Below are 13,202 nucleotides of genomic sequence, written 5' to 3'. Positions count from 1 at the left end.
GACTTGCATGTGTTAAGCCTGCCGCTAGCGTTCATCCTGAGCCAGGATCAAACTCTTCATCGTTGTTTCTTAATTTATCTTAACCTATTAAAATTACAACTACCTAAAAAGTCCTTAACTCAAAATTTAACTTCTAGTCTTAATGCTTCATTTTTAATCATAAATCTCTTACGAAATTTACAACTTGTCAATCCAATATTTCAACGAACTTTTAAAATTCTTTTGAACAAGTAAACCAAATCAATAATCTACCTATATTTCTATTTTTGCGAGTGCAAATGTAAAACTATTTTCTAACATAACAAGCTTTCAACTAAAAAATATTTAAAAACTTACTCCGCAAATAATTTAGAACTTCACAACTCAATTGCGGGGCGCAAAACTACAACCTTTATCCACAATAACAAAACTTTTTTAACGCGTTTTTGGAAATAAATCCCTAATTAATTATCCTACAAATATTTACTAGAAAAATTAATTCGAAATTCATCAATAAAACTATTTGATCAATAACTCACTCAAATACCATAATATCGGTATTGACTCTACATAATATATGGATTGTTAGGTTATAAAATGGGTATGATTCAGAAAAACTAATATCATAAGCATTCTTTATACTTTTAAAATTAAGCCATAGAGTTTTACTACTAGAGTCAATTAAACGTCTAATTGACAATAAAGCCTGTTATTTTGATGTAAGAATAGATTAATTTTAAAAATGTAACACAATTTGTATAAATTCAATTTAAAAATTTAATCTTATTTAACCAAATAAAATATATTTGCAAACTAAATTTATAGATTATGAAATTTATAGTATCAAGTGCGTACATGTTGAAAAAACTTCAATTGCTAGGTGGCGTTCTTAATAATAATAACACTTTACCGATATTAGATAATTTTTTATTTAATATACAAGGTGACAACTTATACGTTACCGCTTCAGATCTCGAAACTACAATTACTGCTAAATTAAATATTGAAAGTTCTGAAAATGGCCAAGTAGCTATACCTGCTAAATTATTACTTGACACTTTAAAAACTTTCCCTGAACAACCTTTGACATTTATTATTGAAAATAATAATATTGTTGAAATAAGTTCAGATCACGGCAAATATGAGATTGCCTATGCAAATGCAGAAGATTACCCAAATGAAGTTGAACTTGATGATCCCTCTACAACCGAAATAATGGGAGATATTCTTGCTACTGCAATTAACAAAACATTATTTGCAACAGGAAATGACGACTTAAGACCAGTTATGAATGGAGTTTTGTTTCAACTCAACGAACTAGGTGCAACATTTGTTGGTACAGACGCTCACAAATTAGTTAAATATCACCGCAAAGATAAAGTTCAAGAACATTCAGCTGAATTTATCATGCCTAAAAAACCACTTCAACTACTGAGAAATTTCTTAACAGGCGAGGATAGTGATGTAGTAATTTCATACAATGATTCAAATGCTAAATTTACGTTTGAGGATATTGAACTTATTTGCAGATTAGTTGATGGTAAGTACCCTAACTATGAAGCTGTTATACCTAAAGAGAATCCTAATGTTTTAATAGTCGATCGAAGCCTATTTTTAAATTCAGTTAAACGTGTATCAATATTTTCAAATAAAACTACACACCAAATTCGATTAAAAATTGCAGGAAGTGAACTTCAAATATCTGCAGAAGATTTAGATTATTCAAATAGTGCTAATGAAAGATTAACTTGTGACTATCAGGGAGATGATTTAGAAATTGGCTTCAACTCTAAATTTCTAGTCGAAATGCTTAACAATTTAAACTCAGACCAAGTTCAACTAAAAATGAGTCTTCCTAATCGAGCTGGCATTTTAACCCCTGTTGACGGTCTTGAAGACGGAGAAGAAGTTACGATGTTGGTTATGCCTGTCATGCTTAGCCGATAAATACAAGAAGTTTTATTAAAAAAGCGGTCATTAAATTTGACTGCTTTTTTTATGAAATAAATTTAATAGATAGTGGATAATATGGTGCCTCGCCATTATTAGCTTTAATAGCATTCACAATAGGAAATACTAAAGAAAATAATACTACAAGGCCTAATAATACTAAACCTAAAAGAGCAAATAAAATAAGTGGAATTGATAAAACACCCAATAAAATCATAGTTATTTGAAAATTCAAAATAGCTTTTCCAGTCTCATCCATATCTACAATTTTATCACGTTGAGTAATCCAAATAATCAATGGAACAATAAGACCTCCAAATCCAGTTACAAAGTCTAATAATTGTGATAAATGTGTTAACACTAAAGTTTGTCTATTTTCTCGTTTTATGTTTCCGTAAACTTCCATAAAATATAACATTATATAAATTTGACGCAAAATTTAAAAAATGTTACACTGTTATAGAAAAAAATAGTAATTACCTTTGTTACATGACAACACAAGATACAATTGTTGCATTAGCAACACCTTCAGGAAGTGGCGCTATCGGTATTATTCGTGTAAGCGGACCAAAAGCTATTATAATCAGTGAACAGGTCTTTAACGCTAAAAGTAAGAAAGCATTAAGCCAGTTAAATTCTCATACAGTTCATTTAGGTGAATTATATGATGGCGAACGTATTATTGATGAAAGTCTCGCTATCATTTTTAAAGGAGAACGCTCTTACACAGGTGAACCTACGGTAGAATTTTCTTGTCATGGAAGCCATTACATCTTAAATGAAGTTATTCAACTATTGATCAACAAAGGTTGTCGAGTTGCCAATGCTGGAGAGTTTACCATGCGTGCATTTTTAAACGGTAAAATGGATTTAAGTCAAGCTGAAGCTGTAGCCGACCTTATTGCAAGTGACAATGCAGCCTCACACCAATTAGCCATGCAACAAATGCGTGGCGGATTCACTAACCAACTAAAAATTTTAAGACAAGAGCTTCTAGATTTTGCCTCTTTAATAGAATTAGAATTAGACTTTTCTGAAGAGGATGTTGAATTTGCAAATAGACAACATTTTAAGGATTTAATTTCTAAAATTAAAAAAATACTTAAACAACTTATAGATTCCTTTGCGGTTGGAAATGTCTTAAAAAAAGGAATTCCAGTTGCTATAGTCGGTGAACCTAATGTTGGAAAATCTACTTTACTTAATGCATTCCTTAATGAAGAACGAGCAATTGTTAGCGACATTGCAGGTACAACTCGAGATACAATTGAAGATGAAATAGCCATTAACGGTATTGGGTTTAGGTTTATTGATACCGCAGGAATTAGAGAAACTCAAGATCAAATTGAAGGCTTAGGCATACAGCGTACTTTCGAAAAAATAAAACAATCTCAAATTGTATTAAGATTAATAGATAGTATAAGGTTATTCGAAATGGATAAAGCTGAAATCAATCTTCAAAATTTGAAAAATGAAATTAATGAACTTCAACAAAAATTTCCCAACCAAGCCTTTATTATAATAGCCAATAAAGTTGATCACTTAAGTAATTCACAACAAAATCTCATTCTAAATTACTTTTCTAATGTAAAATTTATATCGGCTAAGCAAAATCTTGGCATTAGCGACTTAAAACAAAGTTTAGTTGACATAGTAGATACTGGTGCTTTACACTCGCAAGATGCAATTGTTACTAATGCTCGACATTATGGGGCTTTACAAGCTGCATTAAAAGAAATAAACGATGTGCAACAAGGCTTAAATGAAGGGCTAACAACCGACTTATTAGCTATTGACTTGCGTCAAGCATTATACCACTTTGGTGAAATAACGGGCGAAGTCACAAACGATGAACTTTTGGGTAATATTTTTGCTAATTTCTGTATCGGGAAGTAAACTCTTAAAGTATTTAATTCATTGAGATAAGTAATCTTACAACATATTTAAGCAAGATTCGTTATCTTTACTTTATAAACTTTAAATTAAAAAACATTTTCTATGAACAACATATGTTAATCTTCTTTACATAACATATTTTTAAAAAATATTGGTTAATAGCTAAGAAACACTTAGAATTGATTTTGTAATTCATTAATAAACCTTCGTTATTTTATATAAATCATTATTAAAAATAAATGAATCACCATCTTGTTTACCAAGCAGTAGCTTACCAATTGGGGTTTTTGGAGAGATAGCATAATATTTAATGCCGTTATATTCAAGCGCACCTAAACTTATAGATATAAAATAATTAGCTTTTGAAGTTTTAACAAGACATCCTAAACTAGCTTTAAAATGCTCTCTATTAATTTCAATGTTATAAAGTGATTGTTGTAACCGATTAACTTCAACTATTTGTCGACTTAATTTTTCATGTTCTAATTGAAGCATAGCGCGTCCAGTTTCATACTTATCACCTACACTACTTTTAGTTTCTGACTCCAAATTAATTTTTATATCTACAACCTGTTTACGTAATCTTTCTAAACGCTGTTCAGTCAAATTTATGCATTGTTGGTATAAATGATTTTTTATAGTTAAGGACATCTAATAATGTTTAAATGATTTTAATTGTCAAAAAAGAAAGCATCTAGATATCAAGGCTTTTATGAATATTGGTTAATAGCTTTTAAAATTATCTTCAAAATATCTTACCCATTTGCCATTTTGAAAAATTTCACCATATTCTTGTAACTGACCTTCAGCCGTTAATTTAAAAATGAAACGTTTCTTATCGCTAGCTTTAACCACAAATTTTCCATCATCATATGAAGCTTTATATTTAGCCGAACCATTTTTGTAAAAGGGATTATAGTAATACGTTTGACTTTCTTCATCATAATAGATCACTGTGTGAAGCTGTAAACTTTCAGAATGCAAGTCAATACTAATGATATGTTTATCAACTTTATAAGTGATTTTCTGAAAAGCAGGCTCAGAACTGATCACGCGACCTTTGTCTATACGAGTTGATAAACCTAGCCAGTCGCCAATCATAAAATCTAATGCTTTCATTTTTTCTTCTTTTTCTTGTGCAAGTGTAGTATAGATATTAAAAACAAAGCTTAATACAAATAGCACATAACAAAATTTAGTTAACTTCATCGTATAATTTTCATTTTTGTAAAGATACAAACCGCATCAACAATTTAGAAAAAATCATTTTCATTTTATAATCAATTATCACAAGCATTTGATTATCAAAATTGTTTGTCGATAAAATTGACAAATGAAGCTGCATCTGAAGCTAAAAACTTATCCGATTCAATTCATTTTCCATTAATGTTTATAAATTTTTACTGTAAGAAGAGCGGCTCGGGTTCTAATCTTAAGGACCAAAAATTAATTGGTTATCTGCTTTAGTTATAGCAAATCCCAATTAATCGTTAAAATTTTAAAGTATTAATTACTATTATTTTTCTCTGAATCTAAGTTTGGCTACTTATTAACCACATTAAAAGTAGTGATGTTTAAATTTATAAATACTAAAATTAATTACGACCAAAATAATTGAATAAAAATAATAAACCTGTTAATCTTAGTAAGATTGACTTACAGTTTCCTATTTTTAGAGAAGTTTTTCAACTTTTTTAATTATTATTTGAAGCTGATATAGACAAGGTTTAAGACGAATGTTAATAGAAAAATAAACTTCAACTTATATGACAGATTTAGATTGGATGCAAAAAGCTATTTCTATCGCTAAAAATGGCGGTACTCCTTATGGAGCTGTTTTAGTAGATACTAATGGGAATTTTCAGGAAGCATACAATACCACTTCAACCGATGGTCCTCATGCACATGCTGAACTTAATGTAATTCAACAAATTCATCGGCTCTCTTTTAGTTCTCCAATCGAACTTAAACTTTATTCAACAGTTGAACCTTGCCCCATGTGTATGTCTGCATTAATTTGGGCTGGAATTGGTCATCTTATTTATGGAGCAAGTATTAGTGATGCTGCTCAATTTGGACATCAAATTGATATTAAATCTCGAAAGATAGCAAGTAAGGCTTGGTATCCTATTGAAATTACCTCTGGTATGTGTCGCAACACTTGTATTCAATTATTTTAAACTTAATTAACTTTAAAAAGTCGTTTAAGGTGACTTTATAAATATTTATAATAGCTTTGATCACCTAAGCTAGTTTTTATGAAAAATTACACTAACAAGTACTTTGATATTTCAAAACCTGTATTTATTCCTTCGGCTATCATCACGCTACTATTTGTGTCGCTAACTATTGTTTTTGATGAAGAAGCCAAAGTTGGATTTTCTGGTTTTCAATCTTATATGAGTAATCATTTTGGTTGGATGATTAATTTATGTATTAACTATTTTTTGATTTTTGTACTTTATCTTGCCTTTAGTAAGTATGGAAACATTAAAATAGGCGGAAAAGATGCGAAGCCAAGTTTTAATAAGTTTTCGTGGGTGGCAATGCTGTTTTCAGCCGGCATGGGTATTGGTTTGGTTTATTTTAGTGTGGCTGAACCTATGCTTCACTTCAATCACCCGATTATAGAAAATGCCACCGCTGTAGAAAAGTCTCGCCTAGCTATGCGAAATACTTATTTTCATTATGGTTTTCATGTTTGGGGTATTTATATGCTTTTAGGTATAGCACTGGCGTATTTTAGTTTTAACAAAAGAGCGCCGTTATCACTCAAATCTACTCTGATACCACTTTTTGGCCAAAAAATGAACGCATGGCCAGGCTATTTAATTGATGTTATTGCTGTTTTAGCGACTTTATTTGGTTTAGCTACTTCACTAGGCTTTGGAGCATTACAATTTAGTACCGGTTTATCTGAGTACTTTGGTTTAGAAAACACGACTCTATTGCAAGTTATATCTATTATTGGTATTACTTTAATTGCAACAATTTCAGTTATAAGCGGTTTAAATAAAGGACTTAAATATTTAAGTAATTCTAATATAATTATTGCTATTATCTTATTCATTTTTGTTTTTATTTTAGGACAAACGACCAATTTAATAGATGGTTTTGTTGAAAGTTTAGGTAATTACGTTTCAGGCTTAATTGAGTTGAGTTTATTTAGAAATCAATATGGAACTTCTGGCGATTGGTTTAAGGATTGGTCTATGTTTTATTGGGTATGGTGGATTTCTTGGTCACCTTTTGTAGGTACATTTGTTGCGCGTATTTCAAAGGGCCGAAGTATTAAAGAAATAGCTATTTATGGTTTAATTGTTCCTTCGCTATTTTCGTTTTTATGGATGTCTGTATTAGGAGGAACTGCACTAAATCTTCAACTTGACGGTAGCTTAGACCTAGCTTCTATCGTTGCTCAAGATAGTTCAATTGGCCTTTTTAAGCTTTTAGAAACTTTACCTTACTATGAGATTACCGCCTTTATTTGCATTGTTTTAGTAGGTACGTTTTTTATTACCTCTTCAGACAGTGGTTCATTGGTCGTCGATTTAATGACTTCGGGCGGTAAATTAGATGCACCAAAAGGTCAAAAGGTGTTTTGGGCTTTCATGGAAGGTGCAATAGCCATAGCTTTATTAGTAGGTGGCGGATTAACTGCGTTACAGTCAGCATCAATTTCAACAGGATTCCCCTTTGCTCTTATTTTAGTGATGGTTAGCTTTTCCTTATTGAAAAGTTTAAGGAAGGACGATCAGCTGAGTAAGTAAAATATTAACATCATTTAAAAAGAATGATATTAGTATCAATTCGTAATTTAGAAATGACATTTACATCATAAATTATAATTATTTATTTAACATATTGGATTATTCATAGATTTTTAATCAAAGGTTATACATAATTAATTTTAGCTAATTTATAAATATCTTAATGTTACGACAAAATAAAAAAGTGCCTATAAAGGCACTTTTATCTAAGTCACAACTAAATGTTATTATGAATTATCAAGATGATTTTGTTATTCATTAGTGAATAAGCGAGAATCAATTTTAAATCGAAATCCTTCAGGTATTTCTAAAGAAAAACTTGAACCTCTTCCTGGAATTACATCGACTGTTAAATGTGTATGTTTCCAATATTCAAACTGTGCATGATTCATATAAAAATCTACACCAGCTACTTGTCCCATAAAAACATCTGACTCGTCTAAATAAAAATCATCTTTAGGGAGTAACATAGGAACAGATCCATCACAGCAACCACCACTTTGATGAAAAATCACTTCACCATGTTTTTCTTTTAAACTTTTTACGAGTTCAGCAGCTTTATCAGTAATTTCAACTCTCTTAACATTCATAAATCAAGACTAAAAGAATCCTAACTTTTTCTTATCATAAGAAATAAGCATATTTTTTGTTTGTTGATAATGACTAAGCATCATTAAATGATTTTCTCGACCAAAACCAGACATTTTATATCCACCAAAAGGTGCATGAGCTGGATAATCATGGTAACAATTTACCCATACCCGACCCGATTTAATCGCTCTTGGCACTTGGTATAATTGATGACCATCTCTAGACCATACGCCAGCACCTAAACCATATAAAGTATCATTAGCAATCTCGATAGCTTCAGTTTCATCTTTGAATGTACAGACAGAAACTACAGGGCCAAAAATTTCTTCTTGAAAAACACGCATTTTATTATGTCCCTTTAAAATTGTTGGTTTAATATAATAACCATTTTTATAATTACCTTCAGCTTGAAATGCCTCACCACCAGTTAAAACTTCTGCACCTTCTTCTTTGCCAATTTTAATATAGCTTAAAATTTTATCAAATTGGTCTTCAGAAGCTTGTGCGCCTAGTTGGGTATTCATATTGTAAGGGTCGCCTTGAACAATAGCTTCAGTCCTTTCAACAACACGTTTTATAAAACGCTCATAAATATCTTCCTGAATAAGCAGTCTTGAAGGACATGTACAAACTTCACCTTGATTTAACGCAAACATAACTGCGCCTTCTACACATTTATCTAAAAACTCATCATCATGGTCCATCACAGAGTTGAAGAAAATATTTGGAGATTTACCTCCTAACTCCATTGTAACCGGATTTAGATTTTTTGAAGCATACTGCATAATCAACTGACCTGTTGTTGTTTCACCTGTAAATGCAACCTTATCAACACGTGGACTTGACGCTAAGGGCTTGCCAGCTTCAGCCCCAAAACCATGCACGATATTTAAAACACCTGGTGGTAGTATGTCTTTTACTTTTTCAGCAAATAAGGTAGCTGAGCTTGGTGTTTGCTCTGCAGGTTTTAAAACGATACAATTACCTGCGGCTAATGCTGGTGCAACTTTCCAAGTAAACATAAGTAGAGGAAAATTCCACGGTATTATTTGAGCAACAACCCCAAGTGGCTCTTTAATTATCATTGAAACTGTATTTTGGTTAAGCTCTGAAGCTGAGCCTTCTTGTGCTCTAATAACTCCTGCAAAATACCGAAAATGATCTATTGCTAAAGGTGTGTCTGCCATTGTTGTTTCTCGAATGGGTTTACCATTATCATAAGTATCCATGGCAGCAAACTCATCTAAATTTGCTTCTAATATATCTGCTATTTTATTTAATAAATTAGAGCGCTCTGTAACCGAAGTTTTACTCCATTCACCTTCAGCAGCTCTAGCAGCATCAATTGCTGCATTAACATCATCTGCATTAGACCTAGGATACTTTGCTATTAATTTACCATCGGTTGGAGAAGTATTTTCAAAATACTTACCACTTTTAGGTGGTACAAACTCTCCACCAATAAAATTACCATAAGTTTCTTTAAATTGTGGTTTTGTATAATTCATAATTAAGTTTTTTAATTTGTTAAATATGAATTAATATTTTATTAATAAATTATATTATTCTACTTTTAATTTGCATTATTTTGTCAAATTAATATTTGTAATTGATATGTTACTTCCATTTCATAAGCTTCAAAAAATTGAGACGCTCGTTGAAAATAAAAGCGTGTATACAACTAATTTTGCTGAACTCTATATATATGAGACATTTCAAAAGGCTGAAAAAGTTTATTTGCAATTCGATTTTCCCGTTATTGCCTCAATGATACAAGGAAAAAAACATATGCACATGTTAGACCAACAAAGCTTTGATTTTTTACCTGGTGAAACCGTAACATTACCTACAAGTGAAAAAATGATTATTGATTTTCCCGATGCTAAATTAGATGAACCAACGCAATGTTTAGCTTTAGGAATTGATGTTGAAAAAGTTAAAGCAGCAACTTATCATTATAGAGAATTAATTGAAATAGAAAGTGATGAATTGCCGGTTTTAGATATGAATATAAAACCTAAACATTTAACCAATAATTTACAATTGCAACAACTGATTAATAAGTTAATGCTCACTTTTATGAATGATCATAAAGTTAAAGATGCCTTAGTAGATGTCATGATTAATGAATTGATTATCAGGCTACTTCAAACTAAAGCAAAAGATATTATCTTGAAAGAAGGTGCTTACTATCAAAATAATAATAGAATGTCTTTTGTTATTCAATACATAGAAGAACATCTTAATGAAAATTTAAGCGTTGAAACCCTCGCAAATAAAGCTTATATGAGTACTTCTTCATTTTATAGAAAATTTAAATCTTACTTTGGTGAAACACCTGTTGATTATGTAAACAAAAAGCGACTTGAATTAGCAAAAACCTTAATTAAAGGCAGTTCACAAAATATCAATGATATTTGTGCTTCTTGTGGTTTTAATAGCTCAGCTTATTTTAGTCGTATTTTCAAAAAAAATGTAGGTCTATCGCCTAATCAATTCAGAAAAATACACAGCAAATCATAGCTTACCAATTACTTTAAGTGGTGTTAGATCTACGCTATATTTATCTATATCATTATAAATTTTGAACGCCTGCTTCAATTCTTAAGTTAAGTTCATTTTCAGCAGGTGGCACAGGGCAAGAATAGCGATAACTGTAAGCACAATAAGGTTGGTATGCTTTATTAAAATCGATTATAATTTCATTTCCTTCAGGAATTTTCAAATCAATATATCGACCACCACCATAAGTTTCAAGGCCATTTGTTAAATCGGTAAATGGTAAAAACAAATGGTCATCAATATCATTTTTAACACTCTCATTTACCTTTCTATATAAAGCAAGTTTATATTTATTCCCTTTTAATTTAAACTCTGCATAAGCATAACGCACATAAGTTGGTTTACGAAGTGTCGAAGTTTGCATTTTAAAAGGTTTTGGATTTTTAATCTTCGTTAATTGAGCATTTACCCGATAAGTTTTGTTGATTGGAAAAAAAGGATGACCTTGAAATGACTTTAAATCCTTTAGGCCTAAAGGTGATTCTTCCGGGTCACTATAAAATTTATTTAACTCTTTTTGAAAGGTTTTAATTTCATTTTGATAAGTTGTTTGAGATATAGCTATTTGAGTAATTATTATAAAAAATAGTAACAGTGTTTTTCTCATGTATTTTGATTTGATGTTTTTAATTTATTACTTAACAACAATCTTTCGAGTTGTTTTAAATGATTTTGTATTTACAATTACTGAGTAAACCCCAGGTTTAAGTTTTGAAATATCAATTTGAAAAGTATTAGAACCATCGGTTTTTTTATTCTTTACAAGTTGACCACTTGATGTATAAATCAAAACTTCAGCTGATGATGAATTTAAATGATCGATGTTTAGGTATTCACTTGCAGGATTTGGGTATACCTTCAATTTATTTAGATTAGAACTTGCCTCTATATTTAAACTGGTATTTAGCGGAAAACGTTTAACTAAATTATTGTAAGTGACATATATATAGTCATTATAAAAATCTAATGCAGAAACATCTTCAGGTGCATTAATTTGGCCAACTTCAGACCAGTTGTTTCCATCCCATTGTGCTACCATATAGTTATTTGTAACTTCGTCTTGTAGTTTATTTCCTACAACGTAAATGTATCCATTATCAGCTATTTTATAAGACATAAAGCTATTGCTGGTTGTATTATCTAAGTTTAGTTCAGCTGACATGTCTCCTAAAACTTCCCAATACTGACCATTCCATTTTGTTAAGCAAGAATCGTTAGAATCTATCTCATAGCCAAACGAATAAATTATTCCAGCATCACTTACTTGAGTCCTACTTAAACGTTCTGCTTCATCTAATTGAAAATTATATAATATTTCCCAAGTATTTCCATCCCATTTTTTAATACGGATGTCTGAAACATCACTGTAACCATTGGTAGAGTAAACTTCATTTGGCCCTTCAACCCATAAATTAGAATAAGTGCTATAAGCGCCTGCTTGCGGGTCATCTTCACCTAAAACAGACCATGTCCCGTTAAAGTATTTTGCCACAGGTTTCCATCTGTAATCTGGAAGTTCAAACTCCCCAACAGCATACATTTCATTGGCGCTAACCACATGAATATTATTAATGGTTTTAGCAACATTTAAATTATTAGCATTTGACCAACTTGTACCATCCCAATGAGCTATATAATTATAGTTTGTCGTTGTATCGCCATTCAAATAATCATTTTTAGTTGCATAAATATCATCGTCAGAAAAGTAGACAAAACGTGGAGAAGAGAAACTGTTGTAAAAATCTCCTATATTACTCCACTGATTACCATCCCAACGTCTCAATTTATAGATTTGTGATGAAATGATCATGTTATTATCATTCACAACTTTAAGCTGAACGGCATCATAACCAGCTGGCATTGTAGAGACTGTTTCCCATTGTTGAGCCTTGGTGGTGCTAAGAGCTAAAATAAATATTAAAAGAATAAAATTTTTTTTCATAATAATTGATTTGAACGTATCATAAGGCTGTGAATTTAATCATATTATTCTATTGAAATCTAAATAACAAAATTTAATATTGATAAACGAGTTGCTGATTCCAGCCATCAATTGTAATATTTACTTCAGATTGACCTTATATTTGAAATGGTGCTAAATTAAATTCTTGGATAGATTCTATAACTGCTAAACAATTTTCATTATTAATTAATTCGAGCTTTGCTTCACGTTTCATAGGAAATACGGCATAAAAAGCATCAACACTATAAAAATAGCTTCCCCAAGATTTACCATCACAACCGCTTGCACTAACAGTAAGTTTTAAACAATCACCGTCAAGCTGAACATCAATTATACTGTAGTTTGAAGTATCAATACTATCGTAATCTTCTTCTGATGTAATCACGGCATCGACACCACATAATAGTTCAGTTGATGAATCTTCATCATTCTGAGAACAGCTGATGGTAAGCAATAAGAAAACGAAAAGAACACTAAAACTTAGCTTCATG

At 30.9% G+C, this 13,202-nt stretch carries 13 protein-coding genes and 1 rRNA gene (1 of these 14 running past the window's edge); 5 read left to right on the top strand and 9 right to left on the bottom strand.

The annotated features are described in order from the left end of the window. Nucleotides 1-63, bottom strand: a 16S ribosomal RNA gene (locus IMZ30_RS10990) (it extends 1,463 nt beyond the left edge of the window). Between the two features lie 744 nt (nucleotides 64-807). On the opposite strand from IMZ30_RS10990, the gene dnaN reads away from it, so the two are divergent. Beyond that, a complete protein-coding gene (gene dnaN / locus IMZ30_RS10985) occupies nucleotides 808-1,926 on the top strand; it encodes a DNA polymerase III subunit beta (protein ID WP_207038345.1) in 1,119 nt (372 codons plus the stop codon). A 49-nt stretch (nucleotides 1,927-1,975) separates the two neighbouring features. On the opposite strand, the gene IMZ30_RS10980 is transcribed toward dnaN, so the two are convergent. Continuing rightward, on the bottom strand, nucleotides 1,976-2,347 hold the full coding sequence (locus IMZ30_RS10980) for a DUF4870 domain-containing protein (protein ID WP_242529662.1): 372 nt from the start codon (nucleotides 2,345-2,347) through the stop codon (nucleotides 1,976-1,978). Nucleotides 2,348-2,418: 71 nt separating this feature from the next. Between IMZ30_RS10980 and mnmE the strand changes: the two genes are divergently transcribed. After that, complete coding sequence (gene mnmE / locus IMZ30_RS10975; RefSeq protein ID WP_207038344.1) at nucleotides 2,419-3,825, top strand: tRNA uridine-5-carboxymethylaminomethyl(34) synthesis GTPase MnmE; 1,407 nt, start codon at nucleotides 2,419-2,421, stop codon at nucleotides 3,823-3,825. Nucleotides 3,826-4,020: 195 nt separating this feature from the next. Here the strand turns inward: mnmE and IMZ30_RS10970 are convergent, their stop codons facing one another. Together IMZ30_RS10970 and IMZ30_RS10965 are read right to left on the bottom strand one after the other, a co-directional pair. Beyond that, nucleotides 4,021-4,476 (bottom strand): 3-oxoacyl-ACP synthase, encoded by a 456-nt coding sequence (locus IMZ30_RS10970; protein ID WP_207038343.1) that lies wholly within the window; start codon nucleotides 4,474-4,476, stop codon nucleotides 4,021-4,023. A 72-nt stretch (nucleotides 4,477-4,548) separates the two neighbouring features. Continuing rightward, a complete protein-coding gene (locus tag IMZ30_RS10965; RefSeq protein WP_207038342.1) occupies nucleotides 4,549-5,034 on the bottom strand; it encodes a hypothetical protein in 486 nt (161 codons plus the stop codon). 557 nt (nucleotides 5,035-5,591) lie between these two features. On the opposite strand from IMZ30_RS10965, the gene IMZ30_RS10960 reads away from it, so the two are divergent. Beyond that, entirely contained in the window at nucleotides 5,592-6,005 is a 414-nt protein-coding gene (locus IMZ30_RS10960; protein ID WP_207038341.1) for a nucleoside deaminase, read from the top strand. A gap of 78 nt (nucleotides 6,006-6,083) precedes the next feature. Further along, nucleotides 6,084-7,595 (top strand): BCCT family transporter, encoded by a 1,512-nt coding sequence (locus tag IMZ30_RS10955; protein ID WP_207038340.1) that lies wholly within the window; start codon nucleotides 6,084-6,086, stop codon nucleotides 7,593-7,595. Between the two features lie 251 nt (nucleotides 7,596-7,846). On the opposite strand, the gene IMZ30_RS10950 is transcribed toward IMZ30_RS10955, so the two are convergent. Both IMZ30_RS10950 and IMZ30_RS10945 read right to left on the bottom strand, forming a co-directional pair. Then, entirely contained in the window at nucleotides 7,847-8,185 is a 339-nt protein-coding gene (locus IMZ30_RS10950; RefSeq protein WP_207038339.1) for a DUF779 domain-containing protein, read from the bottom strand. A gap of 9 nt (nucleotides 8,186-8,194) precedes the next feature. Then, on the bottom strand, nucleotides 8,195-9,694 hold the full coding sequence (locus tag IMZ30_RS10945) for an aldehyde dehydrogenase family protein (protein ID WP_207038338.1): 1,500 nt from the start codon (nucleotides 9,692-9,694) through the stop codon (nucleotides 8,195-8,197). Nucleotides 9,695-9,857: 163 nt separating this feature from the next. On the opposite strand from IMZ30_RS10945, the gene IMZ30_RS10940 reads away from it, so the two are divergent. Further along, nucleotides 9,858-10,709: an AraC family transcriptional regulator gene (locus tag IMZ30_RS10940; RefSeq protein ID WP_242529661.1), complete on the top strand. Its 852-nt coding sequence runs from the start codon at nucleotides 9,858-9,860 to the stop codon at nucleotides 10,707-10,709. Nucleotides 10,710-10,761: 52 nt separating this feature from the next. Here IMZ30_RS10940 and IMZ30_RS10935 read toward each other — a convergent pair whose 3' ends face one another. The 3 genes from IMZ30_RS10935 to IMZ30_RS10925 all read right to left on the bottom strand — a co-directional run bounded on the left by IMZ30_RS10935 (nucleotide 10,762) and on the right by IMZ30_RS10925 (nucleotide 13,201). Beyond that, nucleotides 10,762-11,355, bottom strand: a complete 594-nt coding sequence (locus tag IMZ30_RS10935; RefSeq protein WP_207038336.1) for a DUF1684 domain-containing protein — start codon at nucleotides 11,353-11,355, stop codon at nucleotides 10,762-10,764. Nucleotides 11,356-11,382: 27 nt separating this feature from the next. Continuing rightward, the gene (locus IMZ30_RS10930; protein WP_207038335.1) at nucleotides 11,383-12,690 is read right to left on the bottom strand and encodes a T9SS type A sorting domain-containing protein; all 1,308 of its coding nucleotides are present in this window, start codon (nucleotides 12,688-12,690) and stop codon (nucleotides 11,383-11,385) included. A gap of 136 nt (nucleotides 12,691-12,826) precedes the next feature. After that, on the bottom strand, nucleotides 12,827-13,201 hold the full coding sequence (locus tag IMZ30_RS10925) for a hypothetical protein (RefSeq protein ID WP_207038334.1): 375 nt from the start codon (nucleotides 13,199-13,201) through the stop codon (nucleotides 12,827-12,829). Nucleotide 13,202 lies beyond the last annotated feature (1 nt).

It is taken from the genome of Psychroflexus sp. ALD_RP9 (assembly GCF_017311165.1).
In the GTDB taxonomy this organism is placed as follows: domain Bacteria; phylum Bacteroidota; class Bacteroidia; order Flavobacteriales; family Flavobacteriaceae; genus Psychroflexus.
This window is presented reverse-complemented; position numbering and strand designations above follow the sequence as displayed.